The organism is Niastella soli (genome assembly GCF_017742245.1).
Taxonomy (GTDB): Bacteria; Bacteroidota; Bacteroidia; order Chitinophagales; family Chitinophagaceae; genus Niastella; species Niastella soli.
The window spans coordinates 275,793-294,907 of record NZ_JAGHKO010000010.1; the positions used below are offsets into that span (position 1 = coordinate 275,793).

The window sequence follows — 19,115 nt, forward strand, 5'->3', positions numbered from 1 at the left end:
ACAAGTTTCAGGACTCTGGAAATACGGTTCCCCTGAAACCTGTAACTTTGCTGCCCCTTTATGAGCACCTTATCTAAAAATACAGCATTCCAGGTACAACTCACCACCCGGCAGATCATTAAAATGGCAGCACCGATAAGCTTCTCCATTTTAATACCACAAATCAATTTTGTTACCAATAATATTTTTTTAGGTCACTATAGCAAGGAAGCACTGGCCATTGCGGGGCTTACGGGCGTGTATTACCTTATTTTTTCTGCCATTGGTTATGGGTTGAACAATGGGCTGCAGGCGCTGATAGCCCGTCGGGCTGGTGAAAACCGGCCTGAGGAAATTGGCAAACTGTTCAGCCAGGCTGTATTTATAGGGCTTACCACCTCTTTGCTGGGCATCCTGCTCACCTATACGGTTACGCCACATTTGTTTGGATACTTTATAAAGGAACCCGGGCGCCTGCAACAAGCTATTGATTTTTGCAAGATCCGTATCTGGGGGCTGCCGTTCCTGTACATTTATCAAATGCGTAATGCCCTGCTGGTTGGCACCAACCAAAGCAAATACCTGGTAGGTGGTGCCCTGGCCGAAGCGGTTACCAATATCCTGCTCGATTATCTGCTGATCTTTGGCCATGGAGGGTTTACCGAAATGGGGTTGAACGGGGCCGCCCTTTCTTCCATAATCGCCGAAATAACCGGACTGCTGGTGGTTTACCTGGTGATCTGGAAAAAAGGCATCAGTCAGCAATTGCATTTATTCAAAAATTTCCGGTGGGATGGGTACAATGCACGGCTCATTTTTTCCATGTCGGCACCGCTGATCTTTCAACACGGCATCAGTTTGCTGAGCTGGGAGTATTTTTTCCTGCTCATAGATGCACATGGGGAGATCGCCCTGGCCGTTTCCAATACCATGCGAAACATCCTGGGTCTGGCAGGGATTGTTATCTGGGCATTTGGTTCCACAACCAATGCCATGGTAAGCAATATTATTGGCCAGGGCAAACAGGAACTGGTTTGGCCATTGATCCGTAAAATGATCAGGCTGAGCCTGGGTTCGGCCTTTGTGATATTCATCTTTCTTAATTTGTTTCCCGGATTGCTGTTTTCAGTTTATGGCCAGTCGGGGGAGTTTGTGGCCCAGGCTATTCCGGTGGTACGGGTAATGTCGGCAGCTATTTTAATGATGTCGGTAGCAGTAGTATACCTGAATGCTGTAATCGGTTCGGGCAACACCCGGGTTAGCATGATGGCTGAAATATTCGCCATTGTTTTCTATTGCCTGTACATTTACCTCACATTAGATAAATTCTATTTATCAATAACCTTTGGCTGGATGAGTGAGTGGCTGTATTGGACATGTTTATTCCTGCCTTCTTTTATGTATATGCGTAGTGGGAAGTGGAAGAATAAAGTGATCTAGTTACTTATACTCTTCCAAAAGCTTTTTGCCTTTGGCTTTTATGTTGTTATCTTCGCTCATTTTAACCGGCATTTTGAGCATGGTCTCCAGTAGTTCCACCGCCTTTTTATCATTTTCTTTACGGTGGTATGATTTGGCCAGTTCGAGGTAGTTCAATAAAAAAGCGGGATTGAGCTGACGGCTTTTTTCGTAAAATTTAATGGCATCATCGAGACTGGCTTTTGGTAATGCTTCGTAGGCTACTTTTACCAGCCATTTCTCTACGGAATTCAGGTCGCTTACCTCATAATGCCATTTGGCCAGCACATGATAAGCTTTGTAATTATTGGGATCGAGCTGAACGCCCTTTTCAGAATACGTTTTTACATCCTTAACTGCTTTTATTTTGTCATCGCCTGAGGAGATAAGCGCCATACGGCCCATAGCCAGGGCCATTACCACATTGGCATCAGAGCTACCAGGATTTACTACCAGCGCTTTTTGCGCATATACGCGTGCGTTCCTGTAATATTCTTTTTGTTTATCTTTTGTTCCCTGGTGTTTTCCTAAAATGCTGTACAGCTCACTTACTTTAATGAGCGCAGTTAAATTATTGGGTTGGGAACGAATTACATCGAGGTATTTTTGAAGTGCTTCGGGCTCTTTAAAGGCGTTTTCCAGCTGTTGTGCATCCTTCAACAGTCCATTGATATCCTGTGCCTTGTTTTCGTATGGCAGGATTAACCAAAATAGCAGCAGCCCTATTGTACTTCCTATTTTAACCATCAAATTTCTTATGTAATGTAACGCCTAATTTTCCCTGGAAATTTTCTACCGGGGCATCTAATTTATAGATCGAAATACTGATCTCTTTGCTAAATGGATACTGGTGCCTGATCTTGCGGATTATACTATCTGCCACCTTTTCTAAAAGACCTGTCGGGATCCGCATACGTTGCTTTACAATATCGAGTATTTCAACGTAATTGATCGTATTTTTTAAATCGTCAAATGTGGTGTCGCCCTCTTCATACGCAACCTTCACATTTATTTCATACTCACTGCCGGTTAGTTTCTCCCCCTCATAAATTCCATGAAATGCACGAAGCTTAACCTGATTTAATTCAATAACAACCATAAACTTATTTTGTTTTGCTAAAACAATGCCACAAAATACGCAAAACGCTAAACGCTGAACATGTAACGCTGGTTCCCGATTGGTAAACTTTGCGTCAAGTGTTCAGCGTTCTGCGATTACAGATTTTGTGCCTGCTATTTGTTATATGTACGCTGTATTCGCGTTGCGCGTTGAGCGTTAATCTTTCAGCGTTTGGCTTTAAACCAGCCCTTTGGCCGATAAATAGCGTTCTGCGTCCAGAGCGGCCATACAGCCACTGCCCGCGGCGGTAACAGCCTGGCGGTAAATTTTATCCTGCACATCACCAGCGGCAAATACGCCTTCAATATTGGTTTTTGATGTACCAGGAATGGTTTTCAAATAACCTGCCTCATCCATGTCGAGCCATCCTTTAAAGATGTCGGAATTAGGCTGATGACCAATGGCTACAAAAAAGCCGCTGATGGGAATGGTTGTCAGCTCACCGGTTTTTACGTTCTTTACCCGAACCGCTTCCACCTTATTCTCTCCCACTATTTCTTCGGTATTTGTATTCCAGTAAACTTTAATGTTCGGAGTACGCTGAACTCTTTCCTGCATTACTTTAGATGCCCGCATTTCGTCGCGGCGGATGAACATGTGCACGTTGGAACATAATTTCGACAAATACAGGGCTTCTTCAGCTGCTGTATCTCCGGCGCCAACAATGGCTACTTCCTTTCCGCGGAAAAAGAAACCATCACACACGGCACAGGCGCTTACGCCAAAACCGTTCAGGCGTTGCTCGCTTTCCAAATTCAACCATTTGGCCGAAGCTCCGGTTGCAATGATCACCGAGTCTGCTTCAACCAGTTTCTCTTCGTCAATCCAAACTTTGAAAGGCTGGGCTGAAAAATCAACTTTTGTAGCCAGGCCAAATCGAATGTCTGCTCCCATACGGGCAGCTTGTTTTTCAAAATGTACCATCATTTCTGGCCCCTGTACACCATCGGGGTAACCGGGGTAGTTCTCTACTTCTGTTGTGATCGTTAACTGACCGCCAGGTTGAATACCCTGGTATAATACCGGTTTCATGTTTGCTCTTGCGGCATAAACTGCTGCAGTATATCCTGCCGGTCCGCTACCTATGATCAGGCAATGTATTTTTTCGCTTTCCATAATTCTTTGCTGTATTCTGAGAGAAAATTTGACAAAATTACCTGAAAATGAGTTACAAAAATGATAAAGACTCAGCTACCTGAATTAGGTGTGAATAACGTAGCACTATTATGGTATCACAATGGTCTTATACTGCGCGGCATACCCGCCAAAATAACCTAAACCGCCGCCATGGATGTTGCTGATCACTTTATTAGGCGAGGCAAACGGGTTGCCAATATTGGTATAACCGTATTCCATAGTGCGCCAGAAATCGTAAGTGGCCTTATCGATATTGCAATATTTTATAACCACGGAATCACCGTGTTCGAAAAACGCATAATTCTCCAGGTTAAATTGATTGTTCCGGTCAACTCCCTTTTCAATTTGCATACTATAGGTAACCCCATCGGTCAACTGATCGTCATATACCGAGTTTAAGCCAGGTAAAAAAGGCAATCCATCAACCTGGGTGTAATACCGGGTATAATTGCCGCGGCCTTGCGGATCAACAAACCGCCCCATCAGGATAACTTTTGCCGGATTGGGATTGTTGGGAGCATTTTCCCACCACAGAGAATCAATTCTTTTGGCGAGTGGTGGAATGGTGGTGGTGGCTGTATATTCTCCATCATCAGTTTTTACGCTCAGGCTGTATTCCTTACCAACCTCCCCGGCAACCGCCGTATTTAAGTTGGAAGAATCAGTTGTGTAATAGTACAGGGTGTAGCCACCAGCCACAGGGACCTTTATTTCCTTTAACCGGTGGGTTTTGGTACCATTTGAAATGGTGACCTCGGCATTATGAACGAAGGAACTTGCCAGTAATTCGGTACTGATCTGGTTGAAATAATTAAAACTTTGGGATAGAACAACAACGGGTGCTTTGCCATTTTCAATAGAGGCATCTACCACCACTACAGTATCCGAATCATTGGGCCTGAATGTGATCGTTTTTTCGCAGGAAGACATGATCATCCCCAGCACTATAACTACTAACCCGATGCGCATATACATAAAACCACTGTTGGCATTCATATAACGAACCAGATATATGAATGTTTGAATAAATATAAGGCTTTTGGCCCATAAAAAAACCCCGGAAGGCAGGCCAACCGGGGTTTGTTTCTTTATAGTACTTACACTAACCTAAATATGCTTTCAATGCATTGCTGTAACGAGCTTTCTGTAAACGTTTGATAGCTCTTTCTTTAATTTGACGGATACGTTCTTTCGTAAGGTCATACTTTTGTCCGATCTGCTCAATGGTCACCCCATTTTCGCCATCGAGGCCAAAGTAAGCATTTACGATCTCGGCTTCACGTGGACTGAGCGATTTCAATACGCGGCGGATCTCGTTACGTAATGAATCTTTCATTACATCGTCATCCGTGTCGTCGCCACCTTCCAACAGGTCACCCATAGCCACGTCTTCAGCTTCGTGTACCGGAGCATCGAGCGACGTGTGACGGGTATTGCTTTGGAAAATGTTATTGATCTCGGTCTCACTCATTTCAAGCAACTCGGCCAATTCTTCCGTACTGGGCTCCCGTTCATGTTCCTGCTCAAAAGCCATGTACGCTTTGTTAGCCTTGTTATAGGTGCCAATTTTGTTTTGAGGCAGGCGGACTAATCTGCCCTGCTCTGCCAACGCTTGTAAAATGGACTGGCGGATCCACCATACGGCGTATGAGATAAATTTAAAACCCTTGGTTTCATCGAAACGCTGGGCTGCTTTTATCAAACCGAGGTTGCCCTCGTTGATCAGATCGCTAAGAGAAAGACCCTGGTGCTGATACTGCTTAGCAACAGATACCACAAAACGCAAGTTGGCCTGCACTAACTTATCCAATGCCTTCTGATCACCCATCTTGATCCTTTGGGCCAGTACAGTCTCCTCTTCGGGAGTGATCATCGGAATTTTAGAAATTTCCTGAAGATACTTTTCTACTGCCTGCGAATCACGATTCGTAATCTGGGTTGCAATTTTGAGCTGTCTCATATCTACTTATCTACTTTAATATAAATGACTTTTATCGTCGATATTAAATCGCCTTTCTTTTTTGTTTTGTTTAAGGGTACTATACTAACATTTGCAAGACTGACTATGTTCGGGGGAGGTTGCAAGTCAGGTGCTAATAACGTGTTAATCCATCCGGTACTGTCTGCAAAAGTAACACTCAATCTTCAAACCTCATAGCTTTTGTGGATAAAATCGCAGCTATATTATGCAATAATTGATTAATAATTAGTCACGAATACATATTTATTCTTATTGCAAATCCCGCAAACGCCAGTCGCATCTATATTTTCCTAATAATTAGTTGCAAAACGGGGCTAACGAAACCTGTTAACAAAATTATTTGCAGAAAATAAAAGAAAACATCCGGCAACTAACAAATTAGTTATACATTTGGTTACACAACTAAAAGGTTAGTTATAATGAAGTCCCTTACAAAAGCCGAAGAACAGGTAATGCAAATACTTTGGGAGTTGAAACATGGTTTTCTAAAAGACATCATGGATAAAATGCCCGAACCCAAAGCGCATTCCAATACCGTAGCAACCATTCTTAAAATATTGATTGAGAAGGGGTTTGTGAATTATGAAGTACAGGGTCGCAATAACCTGTACAAACCAGCGGTTAGTAAAAGCGAGTATGGCAAAAAAAGCATCAACCAGCTGGTAAAAGGATATTTTGAAGGCTCCCCTGCCAAATTACTCTCACACTTTGTGAACGAAAACAAGCTTAGCCAGGAAGAACTGGAAGCATTGCTGGAACAAATCAAAAACGCCAAAAACCACAATCAATGACCTTTTTGCTGTACCTGGGGAAAGTAATGCTCTGCTCCGGCATTCTGCTGGGCTATTACTGGCTTTTTTTACGCAATAAACGGTTTCACCATTATAACCGGTTCTATCTGCAAGGGACCCTACTACTTTCAGTATTATTGCCCCTGATCAGGATACCCGTGTTGAATCAACCGCAAAGCCCTGTAAACCAGGCTGTATACCAAACACTGGCCGTACTTACCGTTAAGGATGGAGAAGAAGAATTAATGGGGGAAGGCCCTGGCTGGGCAGCCAGGCTGTTCACCCTGGAAAATGGGCTTTATTTGTTATATGTGATAGGGGTTCTGGTGTTACTTTTTGCGTTTATAAGGTCCCTGTTGTACATCAGGCGTATTTCAAAACAATACTCGTTTGAACGCATTGGCGGGTTGAAATTCTTCACCACCGGGGAACCAGGTACGCCTTTTTCCTTCTTGCGGTCAATTTTCTGGAACAACGAGCTGGTATTTAACAGCCGGGACGGGCAACAGATCTTTCGTCATGAACTGTTCCATGTACAGCAAAAACACTCTACCGATATTATTTTCACCGAACTCATTACCGCCTTTTTCTGGTTCAATCCTTTTTTCTATATCCTTAAAAAAGAGCTGAAGGCCATTCATGAGTTCCTGGCCGATCAATACGCTATTTCGGGCAACGACCGATATGCGTATGCTGAGTTGCTGGTACTGCAAACACTGAAGGCCAATAACCTGCCCATTACCAACCAATTTTTCCAAAACCATATCAAAAGACGTATTGCCATGATCACTAACAACCAATCCGCCCGGTACAGTTATCGCAGTCGTTTAATGGCGTTGCCTGTACTGGCATTAGTTTTTTGCGCTATAGCGTTCCGCGCCCAACGGTCGGCCGAAGAAGATGGGAAACCAGTTATAGCCCAAAAGCCAATAACCATTATAGTCGACGCCGGCCATGGAGGTATAGACCCGGGTGCCGCCAGCCTCGATGGTAAAGTGAAAGAAAAAGACCTGGCCCTGCAAATTTGCCAGAAGATCCAGCAGTTGGCATCGGCTTACAATGTGAATGTAGTAATGACCCGGTCCGATGAAAATCTGCCTGGCGGTACTACTGTCATTCATGATGGTTTGAAAGCCCGTACCGCACTCGCCCAAAAGATCAACCCTGACCTGTTCATTTCCATCCATGTTTCATCTACGGGTGAACAAACCGTTACTTCCCAAACCGGTTTTGAGCTCTTTGTTTCCAATAAAGACGATGAACGCGCCAAGCAATCAAAACAACTGGGGTCAGTGGTTTTACAGGAGTTAAGCAAAGTATACGCTATTAATGAAACAATAAAACAACGCAAGCAAAATGTTTGGGTGCTGGAACAAACACCCTGCCCTGCCGTGTTGATTGAATGCGGCTTTATCAACAACGAAAAAGACCTCGCCTATTTCAGCAACAGCGGCAACCAGGAAACCGTTGCCAAAAAAATCCTGGAAGGTATTGTGAACTATAAAAACAAACCGGTAGCCATGGTGAACCCTTCGGTGATAGACCATACACCTGATCGGAACGAACGCGTTGAAAAAACGGTAAAACCAGCCATCACAACTACGGCCCCTGTATCGTCAAACAGCAATAGCTTACCCGTTGCCGCCCCCCCTCCGCAACAGCTCTTCAATGATTCCACGCTTAACAAACTGATAAAACATTTCAACCGCAACACCTGGTATCCCAAACAGGCACTGGCTCAAAATGCGGAAGGCGTAGTATATTTTTCTGTAATGGTTAACAGGAATGGCGAGCTAAACAATTTTAAAACATATGAGCAGGCGCCGGCTGAAGCCAACAGCCAGGTAACAAAATTGGTGATCGTCAGTTATGCACGTGAGACTGGTAATGCTGCCACTGAACAATTATCGAACGAAGAGCTGACGAAAGAATACCAGTCGGTAATGAAAAAGGCCGCTGAAAGAAAACCCGATCTATCTGGTTGCACTCCCCAACTGAGCCCTTATTATTTTCAGGTAAGTTTTCGCCTTGAAAAAAAATCAGCTACAGCAAATAAGCCTGTTGAAGCTGTTGTGCCTGCCAGCGCTGGAATCAGTGACCGGCAAATGCTGTTACCTAACGGCTTTCTTTGGAAGAAGCAGGGAAAGTGTTAATAATGCCAGGCTGATCAAATAAGTAATTCCATATTAAAATAAAGAGCTATTTCCTTTCGGGGCAAATAGCTCTTTATTTTAATACCACATTGTGTGAATTGATACCTAACCGGTTTATCAAATTTTTACAAAATTTATACAGGATTTTATATAGCTTTCCCCTGGAATCAAATACAGGTATATACCCATTACCATCATGTTAAAGAAAGAACGACAAGCCTATATTTTACACCAGGTGAACCTGCACAATAAAGTGACGTCCAGTAACCTCAGCAGGGATATGAATGTATCCGAAGATACCATCCGCCGCGATCTGCAGGAGCTGGCCGATGAAGGCAAGATCATAAAAGTACATGGCGGGGCCCTGTCGCATTCTTTTAGCCAGGTACACTATACCAGCTCCCAGGTATACTCACACGATCATAAAAAGACCATTGCCCGTAAGGCAGCGTCGCTTATACATGATGGCATGTTCGTACTAACTACCGGTGGCACTACTATAATTGAGATGGCCCGGGCATTACCGCCCCGGTTAAAAGCCACCTTTGTTTCGGGCAGCATACCCGCCATTCTCGAATACATGCAACACCCATCGGTTGATGTGATCGCTATTGGCGACAAAGTTTCCAAAAATAGCAAGATCACTACCGGTGGTGAGGCAATTACCCAAATCAAACGCATCCGCGCCGATCTGTGTTTTTTAGGCATTAACGCCATTAGCCTGAAGGATGGCATTACCGATAGCGACTGGGATGTGGTGCAATTAAAAAAAGCGATGGTGGAATCATCGCAAAAAGTGGTATGCCTCAGCATTGCCGAAAAGATCAACAGCATTCAACCGATACACATTTGCGATATCGGTAAAATACATATGCTTATCACCGAGCTGTCGCCCGATGATCCGGTATTAAAACCCTACAGGGATGCGGGGATAGAAGTTATTTAGTTGAAAGTTATTAGGTTCTGAGTTCTTGTTGCCATCTCCGCCTGCTGGCGGATGTGGCAGCTGAAGAGCATAAGAGGACCGCGCAGAGGTTTTTCAGCCCTCTGCCCTTCCCCTAATAAACAATCTGCTCGTCCCCAACCTTCAATACCAGCTCTTTTTTATCACTGGCTTCAACGCGGCCAACGATCTGCGCTTCAATACCCAGCTTTTTAGCTTCCTCAATGAATTTGGGAGCAGAAGCTGCATCGGTAAATACCTCCAAACGGTGGCCCATGTTGAATACCTGGTACATTTCGCGGTTATCGGAGCCTGAAGCTTCCTGAATGAGCTGGAAGATGATAGGTGGTTCAAATAAATTGTCCTTAATAACCCGGAAGTTGCCGGGCAGGTATTTCATACATTTTGTTTGACCGCCACCACTGCAATGAATAAGGCCGTGAATGGCCTCAAAATGTTGTTCAAACAGCACCTGCAATAAAGGAGCATAAGTACGGGTGGGCGACAACAGCAATTTACCAACCTGGTATTGCTCCCGGCCAACCGTATCGGTAAGCAGATAGGGGCCAATGTATACTACTTCGCTGGCGAGACTGTTCTCGTAAGATTCTTTGAATTTTTCTGCGTAAAACTTGCTTAATACGTCGTGGCGGGCGCTGGTGAGGCCATTGCTGCCAATACCGCTGTTGTATTCGGTTTCATAAATGGTTTGTCCAAAACTGCTAAAGCCCACAATTACATCCCCCGCCTGGATCTTTTCGTTGGTCACCAGCCGGTTTTTGGGCCAGCGGGCCGTCATGGTACCATTAACGGCAATGGTACGTACCACGTCCCCTACATCGGCGGTTTCACCACCCAGGTAATGGATGTTTACCCCAAACTGTTTCAATGAATCGAACAACTCCTGGGTGCCGTTGATCACGGTTTCCAGCACATCGCCCGATACTACTGTTTTATTACGGTCAATTGTTGAAGAAAATAACAAATTATCAGTTATGCCTACACACAACAGGTCATCGAGGTTCATTACCACGGCGTCCTGAGCAATGCCTTTCCAAACAGATAGGTCGCCGGTCTCTTTCCAGTACAAATAAGCCAGAATGCTTTTGGTACCGGCGCCATCGGCATGCATCACATTCACCCAATCCTGCTGGCCGGTAAGATAATCGGGGTATATTTTGCAGAAAGCATGGGGATACAAACCTTTATCTAACTTTTCTGTAGCCTTGTGAACTTCTTCTTTCTGGGCAGAAACACCCCGTTGTGAATATAAACTCATTACTGATATTTATCTTATATGAATCGGCAAAGGTACAAAAAGAGGTAAGAAGTAGGAAGTACGAGGTAAGAAAAGCCCGAATTGCCAGGATCCTGATAATTACAGGCAATTCTGCAAGCCGGAATTCCTATCTCAGACTTCCTTTATCACCCCTATCAACGTATCAACTTCTTTCGTCCTGTCCTGGTCAACTGGTAACTGGTCAACTTTACCTCCTACCTCATTACTTCCTACTTCGGCTTCCTTGGCGTACATTCGCACCTCGTTTATGAAAGTTTACTTTTCTACAGATAACATTCCGGCCTTTAACAAGGCTGTAGTTACGATAGGCACATTCGACGGGGTGCATACCGGCCACAAAACCATTCTGGAGCAATTGAAACGTGAAGCCGCTCAAATTGGCGGGGAAACGGTGATCATCACCTTCCACCCCCACCCCCGGAAAGTGATCGTGAGCGGCCAGCCCGGCATTCAGCTCATCAACACCATTGATGAAAAAATTGAGCTGCTCGATAAAAATGGCATTGACCACCTGGTGGTGGTGCCGTTCACCGATGCGTTTGCACAGCAGACCCCCGAAGAATATATTGAGCAATTCCTGGTGGAGAAATTTCATCCTCACACCGTCATCATCGGGTACGACCACCGTTTTGGCAAAAACCGCAAAGGCGACTATAAACTGCTGGAAGAATACAGCAAACGGCTTGGTTTTAGCCTGATGGAAATACCGGCTCATCTGATCAATGATAATACGGTAAGCTCCACCCGCATTCGCGAAGCCATCTTACAGGGCAATACCGATGTGGCCAATACCCTGCTGGGTTACGATTTCTTTTTTGAAGGTACCGTAGTAGATGGCAACAAACTGGGCCGTACGTTGGGCTACCCTACCGCCAACCTGCGTATAGAAAATGAAGAAAAGTTGGTTCCGGGCAATGGCATTTATGCCGTGCAGGCGGAGATCATGGAAGAAGGCAATAGGCAATGGGCAGTAGGCAATGGGGAAAAGGCAGTAGGCAGTGCGCAGACGGCAGAAGGCAGAAGGCAGACAATTTTGAACGGCATGATGAGTATCGGAGTACGGCCAACCATTGGCGGTACCGACCGGGTGATTGAAGTAAACCTGTTTGATTTTAATGAGAATATATACGGTGCCACCATGCGGGTGTACATAAAAAAATACCTTCGCAGCGAAGTAAAATTCAATGGGCTGGAGGCCTTGGTGGAGCAATTGGCAAAGGATAAGGAGGATACGTTGAGGGTGTTGGGGTTGGGTTAACGAGTTGATCAGTTGACCAGTTGATCCGGAAATGCCCAATAACCAGTTTGCCAGTTATTTAGTTCTTGAGTTATTAGGTCATCGCAGTTGGCGCGAGGAAGGATGTGCCCGCTGCCGATTGCGGATTGCCGACTGAAGCGGGGCTCGAAATTCGCGAACCCATTGCCGATTCATCCGCCCGCTGGCGGACCGATTGCCGACCATTGCCTATTCCCCATTCCCTTTCCTAATTCACCATCTTCGCCACCATTTCCTTTAACAACGAAGCGTCGGACGAGCCGGTATCATGCACCCCAATACTTCTAAGGTTATAATGATGGAGCAGCAACAGCGCTTTTTCAACGCCGTTATATCCATAATTACGGGCCACCAGTAAATAATCTTTTACAAACCACGCATTCACCCCAATATTGGCAGCAATAGTTTTTTCATCTTTGCTGGCCTGACCAAAGATCATGTAGGTTTTACTAAACAGGTTGTACAGTGTAGGCAATACCAATTGAATAGGCGCCGCTTTGGGATTGGCTTCAAAGTATTGAATAATACGCATGGCCTTTGACAGGTCTTTAGCGGCCATGGCAGATTGCAATTCAAAAGGATTGTATTCCTTGCTTACCCCCACATATTTTTCAATATCATCTTCGGTAATGTTGGTCCTGCTGCCCAGGTTCACCAGCATTTTATCAATTTCATTATCTATACGGCTAAGATCATTGCCTATGTGGTCAACTAATAACAATAACCCTTTTTGTGAAATGGTATAGCCCTTGCTTTTAACCAACTCATTAGTCCAATCGGGTAGTTGGTTATCGTACATTTTCTTTGTAGTGAATAACTCAGCTTTTGTCTTCAGCAATTTTGCCAACTGTGTACGTCCATCAACCTTTTTTTCTTTGTATGCTACAATAAACACGGTGGATGTCAGTGGTTGCCCGATGTATGACTCTAATTTGTCGATATCACGCATATGTTGTGCTTCTTTCAAAATCACTACCTGACGTTCAGAAAACATCGGGTATCGCTTACAGGCATTGATCACCTGGGTCCAATCAGCATCACGACCATAGAACACTGTCAAATTAAAACCAGCCTCAGCCTCCGTTAAAATATTATGCTCGGCGTAATTCACTATTTTGTCAATAAAATAATCTTCTTCCCCTTCAAGCCAGTAAACAGGTTTATAGAGCTTCTTTTTCCAGTCAGATATAATTTTTTCTACAGACATGTTCTAATAAATCGTGGTTTAAACTTTGCAATATTACCACAAAAAAGCCCGTGACATATAGCGAATTATACACAACTGTAACACAATACGATACTACTCCTCAGCGTTCTTTGCCGACCTGTAGAAAGGTTAAATACCAAATTCTGGCATGGTTTTGGTCAAACCCATATGCGAAACCCAATAACAACGAGCTAACCCATAATAAAAACGAATACTGAACCCGATTTTATAACCTTTCAAAATAAACATACACTTATTATGAGTACAACCAATTATCCATCCGCTAGTCCACAAGGTGCACCCCCAAAACGTGATTCTAAGAACCTGATCATCGGCTTACTGGCCGTTGGTATTCTCGGTACCTGGGGATATTTTTTATGGGATAAAAACAAGTCTGATCAAAAGATCACTCAACTGCAAACACAATATGTGGCTGTAGATTCATCAAAGAATGAATTACAAAAAAGCTTTGATGCCGCTTTAACCCGTTTGGATTCTTTAACCGGTTATAACAATGAACTGGAAGGAAAACTGAACGACAGAACAAGCGAGATCTCTAAATTAAAAGGTCAGATCGGTGGCATCCTGAAAAAACAACGTCTGTCTGAAGCCGAAAAGAAGAAAGCACAATCTTTGATTGGCGAACTGAACGACAAGATCGCTAACCTGGAAGCAGAAGTAGCTCGTTTAACTCAGGAAAATCAACAGTTGACTACTGAAAAAACTCAGTTAACTGCTGATAAAGAAAAACTCACTACTGATCTGCAAACTACCACTCAACAGAAAGAAGAGTTAGCAACTAAGGTAGACATCGCTTCTACGCTGAATGCTTCTAACATCTCTGTTACTCCTGTTAACGAGAAAAAAGGTGGTAAAGAATCAGAAACAACCTCAGCAAAGAAAGTTGACAAACTGGTAATTGCTATGGACGTTGCAAACCGCATCGCTCAATCTGGTTCTACTGATGTATATGTTTGCATCACTGGTCCTGATGGCCAACCAGTAGCTGTTGAAGCTTTAGGTTCTGGCAAATTCACTACACGTGAAGAAGGTGAAAAACTGTTCACTGCTAAAGTTCCTGTTGACTTCGAAGCTGGCAAAAACAAACACGTTGAGTTTGCCTGGAAACAAAACAGCCCTTTCAAACAAGGTAACTACAAGATCGAAGTATACCACAATGGTTTCAAGATCGGCGAAGCTACCCGTTCACTGAAAAAAGGTGGCATCTTCGGATAATCTTCCACTATATACAAAGAATAACCCCGACGGTAACCGTCGGGGTTATTTTTTGTCCCTGTATCATCTTCATTATAATAATGCTCTGATAGAAGCCCTTCCTATATGAACGATCCTGGATGTGCCCGGTTTACGTCCTTCATATTGCATACTGAACTCCAGGTTATTCATCAATCTTTTGGTAAGGTCCAGCGTCCATAAATAGTTCTTTCCTGGCTGTAACCCTTCCAGTATGATATATCCTGATGATGAATTTGGATTGGGCACCCCATCGTACGAAGTAAAAGAGATTTCTGAATAAGTGAACTTGGCATTTATAGAAGTGCTTTGTAAAATATTATACTTCACATCGCTGGTCAGTGAATTTGACTTCATTTTTTCCTGGCTGCCCTGCTCATTGTTTTTATCGCTGTACTTATATCCCACCCCCATTCTAAAATTGGTACCCTTTGTAAGGGTGAACCTGGGTTCGGCCGAATATTGTTTTATGAGGTAATTGCGGTTATCAAACTTGGCATTGGAAGTGATCAGTTGATTAAGGCCCGACTTACCGGTTAACTCCAATGCAAACATTTTGGAAATATTCCAGCGGGTGCGTACCGTCCATTCATCCAGCTTATGGCTTTCATAACCATAGGTAAGCAACGATTTGGCATCATTACGCGAATTGGTAACATCGAACCCCCATTTAGGGCTAAAGCGGTTAAACGAGAACGTGTTCACAAAGCTTTTGTTAAGCGTAAGCAGTGAGGTGTCGTTCAGGGGCGCCTTGAATGGGTTGAACTGCACCAACTGATCTGCCACCTCTTTTTTATTGATCTGCAGCGATGACTGCAGGTTTATTTTTGAGATGAACTTGCGCACACCAGTTGCTTTGGCCAGGTTAATAGCGGCCCGTGGATTCAGGTTAATGCTGTAATTAAAGGTATTGTAGCTGGCTTTTACATATACATTGGAAGGGGTAAAAATGCGAATGAATTTTGCCTGGTCCTGGAACAGGGCTACTTCAAATTCATTTAACTGCTGGATACCATCGCTGTTATAATCTATCCAGGTGTACTGGCCCTGTCCGGCCGGAACTTCCAGGTAGGAATAATCCCGTTTTTGCTCCTGCCCCGCCCCTACTTCATACAACAGGTTTCCCGTCATTAAGCCGTTCATTACATTTACCTGGTACTCGGCCCGCCCTAACAAACTTTCTTCCGGCAACTGACCAGTCAACGTACTATCAAGTACCTGCAGTTTACGATAAGTGCTCGTAAACCGGAACTGGTGCCGCGGGTCTTTGGTCAGATCACCCGTCAGGGTTACGTTCTGGCTACGGTCGGTTTTTACCAAACTTTCAAATAAGGGATATGAATTGGTACGGGTAAACCAGTTTACGCCCCAGTGATTGGGATTGCTGGGGTTTGATTTTAAATAGGCAGACGCATTGGTAAAAGAAAAACTTTGCGGCTCCATGGTATTGTCGAGCTTATCGCGAATAGCATTATGCTCCACTGCATAAGCTCCGCCTATGATGTAATGTTTTAGTTTGGGGAACTGCCGGGAGATAGAGATGGTAGGCCTCCAGAAATACCCCTTGCTATCGGTAGCATCAATATTAGAGATCGTGAACTGGTTGTTGAACATCCACCCTTTAATATCCTGAACGTGTGTAACGCTGTGTCGCAATCCGGTAAATGAAGAGCCGCGGTTGTATTCAGTGAACTGATACCGCAATGAATTATTTTTTTTGTCCGACAACTGCATACCGGCAGTTACTATATTCTCATTTACCGGGGTGGTCAATAAAAGCGGAAGCCCCCAGTCGCGGGTAAACTCAATATTTCTTAACCGTTCCAGTGGTTTAAACCGGGAATCTACATACTCATACCCCAGGTCGGTGGTGAATTTCATTTCTTTTTTCGACCCTTTAACAGGAATGGTATTCTTGAAATCTACTTTGGCCGCATAGCCCCGGTCATTGTCTTTATCAATATTTGAAAACGTGTTTACATCATAATTACTGGTAGCTACTTCGGTATTCAACACCATATTCTTTGTGATGTTGTATTCAACCCCCATGTTGGCCACCTGCTGCTTTTTGGGGGTTACCAAAAACATAGCCGGTTCAAAGTTACCCTGCTTTACGCCATTCACCGGTTGTACCCAACGATATACTTTTCCATTGGCCCCATTGAGATCGGGAATGTAGTTTCCCTGATTAACGCCAACTTCAACAAACGAAAGGGAGTATTTGGCGTCGTCGGGATTGGTGGAATATACAAACACGGAGTCATGGTTCCCACCGTTGTAAACAGTATCGATCTTTTTATACTGAATAGTGCCAGTCTTAAATGTATCTATGGCCGCATAAGGATAGTACGCCTGGTTTATACTGTCGCCCAGGTTCCTTAAAAAGTTCTTTTGATCGGCATCCAGGCTTTGATTGATGGGCGAGCTTTTAGCATCGGAATTACTAAAATAGCCCAGCTTTAATTTTACCTTCCGGTTAAAATCGGTTTCATTGGTCACATAAATATTCGAGTTCAGGTAATTGCGGTCGGCGTATTCAAACTCCACTACTATCCGCTTGTCTTTGGTGACCATCTGTTTGGGGGTGAACGAAATTTCCGCCGTATTGTAATTGATCACATAGTCCCTGTCTTCCCCACGCTGCATTAATACGCCATCAATGTATACCCGCTCTGTATTGGCCAACACCACAAAATAAAATTCGTTATTGGCCCCCTGTAAACGATAAGGTCCCTGATTGCCTTCCTGTACTGTTAAGGTATTACGGGTGAATTTACCTTTAGCAATGGACCCGCTGACCATGGTCTTGTTTATAATGCTATCGGTAATAGCGGCAGTGGTTTCAAACGCCACCCCCTGCAGGCGTTTATAAAAACTGAGGAAATAGCTTTGTTGCTGTCTGATGTCGATATCGCCCAGGCTTAGCTGCCAGTTCTTTTTCTTAAACTGTAGAAAAATGCGGTCAAACTCATTCAGCTGTTGCGTGGTGCCATCGGGTTGTATGGGAATGTTGTTATCGGTAATGGCGGCCACAATTTCAATACTATCGGCCAGGTAACCGCTCAGCTGTAGGTTCAGGTTACTGGTAAACACGGCATCCTGGCTATTACCAAAGGAAATACCGCGGCCAAAGCTACCGTTGTAATTGATATTCCCGAAGTTGAAAAAGCCATCGCCTGCCCCTCCTATTCCCACGTAATCGGGCACAAAGGGCTGCCCCATAAAATTGTTCATGATGCTGTCATACTGCATACGGCTCACCGCGGCGTTCAGGCGGGTCCTGAAAACCCGGTAATGAATGATCACACTATCGAGCGGGGGCAACTGTTTCCAGGTGAGGCGGGCATTTACAAAGTCAATCTCGTACAGGCTATCGGGAATACCAGCGATGCGAACGGTACCGGGTACCAGGCTCAGGCTATCGAGTTGTATGGCGGGTTGTTTGGCGGAAACCACCTTTTTACGCAGGTTCGACCCTGGCGTACCGGAACGCGGAGACTGGGCAACAGCCAGCAGCCAGCCAATACAAAAACAAAAGCACAGTATCAGGTTCTTCCCGATCAACAACCTAGTTAGATTTTTTATGGCACCTTTTCAAGAGAGGGCTTACGGTTCCTGTTGAAAAGATGTGGTTTGGTAACCATAGCGCTTAAAGTTAGCATTTATTGCATGAACTGGAATTTTATCGATCTGTAACCAGGTTGAATCGATCATTTTACGGCAGCATGACTTAAAACGTAGTTTGACCGGGACTTTTGGAGGGTGAGCCCATTTACCTTTTCGCAGCGCAGGCCATTGCTGGCGGCGATGGCGCGAATGGTTTCTTCGGAAAAAAGGAGCAGTTTGTTCTGCTTTGAAATTTTCCGGTAATCTGAGAACATCAGGTAAGAGATGAATCCAACAAAGGCCCCTATTCTACCCTTTCTAATACAATGCATAAGGAGCGAAAAAGCATCTTTGATGGAAGAGGTGTTTTCATCCAGCACATCGGCAATAATGAGTTTACCGGACGCTTTTAAATACCCGCGAAGCAGGTCGATCACCTCATCGAGGTCGTTCGAACTTTTAAAGTATTGTATGATGCTTAAAAGCAGGATGTAATCGAATTGCCTGCCGCTCAACTGTTCTTCCAGGATCTTTTTATTGTCGGCGGTGTTGGTAGTGATGACCATGAATTGGCCACCGGGATGATTTTTACGGCATTCGGCGATAAAGAAATCATTGATATCGGCCCCTGTGATCTTACTATCCCTGCCGGCCAGGGAATCGGCCACAAAACCGGGACCACACCCATAATCGAAAATTTCGTCGGTTGGCTTCAGTGAATATTGTTTCTCAAACTTCGAAACAAAATAACTGGTAGCCATTTTCATGACCGCATAAAACGACTGCCGTTGATCTTGCCAGAAATTCCCCCAGCCAGTTGTGCTCATATGTGTACGTTAGATAGGTGTCTGATTCCTAATTATCGAGTTCACTAAAGATAAGGGATATAAAATAAAAACCCCTCCCGAAA

16 protein-coding genes are annotated in these 19,115 nt (G+C 44.3%); 6 read left to right on the top strand and 10 right to left on the bottom strand.

Going from position 1 to position 19,115, the window contains the following annotated elements:
- The first annotated feature begins 60 nt into the window (after window positions 1-60).
- Entirely contained in the window at window positions 61-1,419 is a 1,359-nt protein-coding gene (locus J7I42_RS25445; protein ID WP_209141701.1) for an MATE family efflux transporter, read from the top strand.
- Here the strand turns inward: J7I42_RS25445 and J7I42_RS25450 are convergent, their stop codons facing one another.
- The 5 genes from J7I42_RS25450 to J7I42_RS25470 all read right to left on the bottom strand — a co-directional run bounded on the left by J7I42_RS25450 (window position 1,420) and on the right by J7I42_RS25470 (window position 5,654).
- Window positions 1,420-2,184, bottom strand: coding sequence for a tetratricopeptide repeat protein (locus tag J7I42_RS25450; RefSeq protein WP_209141702.1), 765 nt, complete (start codon window positions 2,182-2,184; stop codon window positions 1,420-1,422). It abuts the gene before it with no gap.
- A complete protein-coding gene (locus tag J7I42_RS25455) occupies window positions 2,177-2,536 on the bottom strand; it encodes a dihydroneopterin aldolase (RefSeq protein ID WP_209141703.1) in 360 nt (119 codons plus the stop codon). Before J7I42_RS25455 ends, J7I42_RS25450 begins: the two co-directional genes overlap by 8 nt.
- Window positions 2,537-2,734: 198 nt before the next feature.
- Window positions 2,735-3,673 (bottom strand): thioredoxin-disulfide reductase, encoded by a 939-nt coding sequence (trxB, locus tag J7I42_RS25460; RefSeq protein ID WP_209141704.1) that lies wholly within the window; start codon window positions 3,671-3,673, stop codon window positions 2,735-2,737.
- Between the two features lie 108 nt (window positions 3,674-3,781).
- The gene (locus tag J7I42_RS25465) at window positions 3,782-4,690 is read right to left on the bottom strand and encodes a DUF4249 family protein (RefSeq protein WP_209141705.1); all 909 of its coding nucleotides are present in this window, start codon (window positions 4,688-4,690) and stop codon (window positions 3,782-3,784) included.
- A gap of 106 nt (window positions 4,691-4,796) precedes the next feature.
- Complete coding sequence (locus tag J7I42_RS25470; protein ID WP_014217201.1) at window positions 4,797-5,654, bottom strand: sigma-70 family RNA polymerase sigma factor; 858 nt, start codon at window positions 5,652-5,654, stop codon at window positions 4,797-4,799.
- 473 nt (window positions 5,655-6,127) lie between these two features.
- Here J7I42_RS25470 and J7I42_RS25475 point away from each other — a divergent pair, with 473 nt between their 5' ends.
- The 3 genes from J7I42_RS25475 to J7I42_RS25485 all read left to right on the top strand — a co-directional run bounded on the left by J7I42_RS25475 (window position 6,128) and on the right by J7I42_RS25485 (window position 9,565).
- Window positions 6,128-6,466, top strand: coding sequence for a BlaI/MecI/CopY family transcriptional regulator (locus J7I42_RS25475; RefSeq protein ID WP_378572491.1), 339 nt, complete (start codon window positions 6,128-6,130; stop codon window positions 6,464-6,466).
- Complete coding sequence (locus J7I42_RS25480) at window positions 6,463-8,619, top strand: M56/M15 family metallopeptidase (RefSeq protein WP_209141707.1); 2,157 nt, start codon at window positions 6,463-6,465, stop codon at window positions 8,617-8,619. Before J7I42_RS25475 ends, J7I42_RS25480 begins: the two co-directional genes overlap by 4 nt.
- A 196-nt stretch (window positions 8,620-8,815) precedes the next feature.
- Window positions 8,816-9,565 (top strand): DeoR/GlpR family DNA-binding transcription regulator, encoded by a 750-nt coding sequence (locus J7I42_RS25485; protein WP_209141708.1) that lies wholly within the window; start codon window positions 8,816-8,818, stop codon window positions 9,563-9,565.
- 112 nt (window positions 9,566-9,677) lie between these two features.
- Here J7I42_RS25485 and J7I42_RS25490 read toward each other — a convergent pair whose 3' ends face one another.
- Both J7I42_RS25490 and J7I42_RS35460 read right to left on the bottom strand, forming a co-directional pair.
- Window positions 9,678-10,841: an AIR synthase related protein gene (locus tag J7I42_RS25490; RefSeq protein WP_209141709.1), complete on the bottom strand. Its 1,164-nt coding sequence runs from the start codon at window positions 10,839-10,841 to the stop codon at window positions 9,678-9,680.
- A 132-nt stretch (window positions 10,842-10,973) separates the two neighbouring features.
- Window positions 10,974-11,096: a hypothetical protein gene (locus J7I42_RS35460; RefSeq protein ID WP_262898157.1), complete on the bottom strand. Its 123-nt coding sequence runs from the start codon at window positions 11,094-11,096 to the stop codon at window positions 10,974-10,976.
- A gap of 13 nt (window positions 11,097-11,109) precedes the next feature.
- On the opposite strand from J7I42_RS35460, the gene J7I42_RS25495 reads away from it, so the two are divergent.
- Window positions 11,110-12,120, top strand: coding sequence for a bifunctional riboflavin kinase/FAD synthetase (locus J7I42_RS25495; RefSeq protein WP_209141710.1), 1,011 nt, complete (start codon window positions 11,110-11,112; stop codon window positions 12,118-12,120).
- Window positions 12,121-12,346: 226 nt separating this feature from the next.
- On the opposite strand, the gene holA is transcribed toward J7I42_RS25495, so the two are convergent.
- Window positions 12,347-13,345 carry a DNA polymerase III subunit delta gene (holA, locus tag J7I42_RS25500; RefSeq protein ID WP_209141711.1) on the bottom strand — a complete coding sequence of 333 codons (999 nt, stop codon included), beginning with the start codon at window positions 13,343-13,345 and terminating at the stop codon, window positions 12,347-12,349.
- 258 nt (window positions 13,346-13,603) lie between these two features.
- Here holA and J7I42_RS25505 point away from each other — a divergent pair, with 258 nt between their 5' ends.
- Window positions 13,604-14,581 (top strand): coiled-coil domain-containing protein, encoded by a 978-nt coding sequence (locus tag J7I42_RS25505; protein WP_209141712.1) that lies wholly within the window; start codon window positions 13,604-13,606, stop codon window positions 14,579-14,581.
- Between the two features lie 72 nt (window positions 14,582-14,653).
- Here the strand turns inward: J7I42_RS25505 and J7I42_RS25510 are convergent, their stop codons facing one another.
- Both J7I42_RS25510 and J7I42_RS25515 read right to left on the bottom strand, forming a co-directional pair.
- Window positions 14,654-18,163 carry a hypothetical protein gene (locus tag J7I42_RS25510; RefSeq protein WP_209141713.1) on the bottom strand — a complete coding sequence of 1,170 codons (3,510 nt, stop codon included), beginning with the start codon at window positions 18,161-18,163 and terminating at the stop codon, window positions 14,654-14,656.
- A 146-nt stretch (window positions 18,164-18,309) separates the two neighbouring features.
- On the bottom strand, window positions 18,310-19,032 hold the full coding sequence (locus J7I42_RS25515) for a class I SAM-dependent methyltransferase (RefSeq protein ID WP_209141714.1): 723 nt from the start codon (window positions 19,030-19,032) through the stop codon (window positions 18,310-18,312).
- Between the last annotated feature and the right edge of the window lie 83 nt (window positions 19,033-19,115).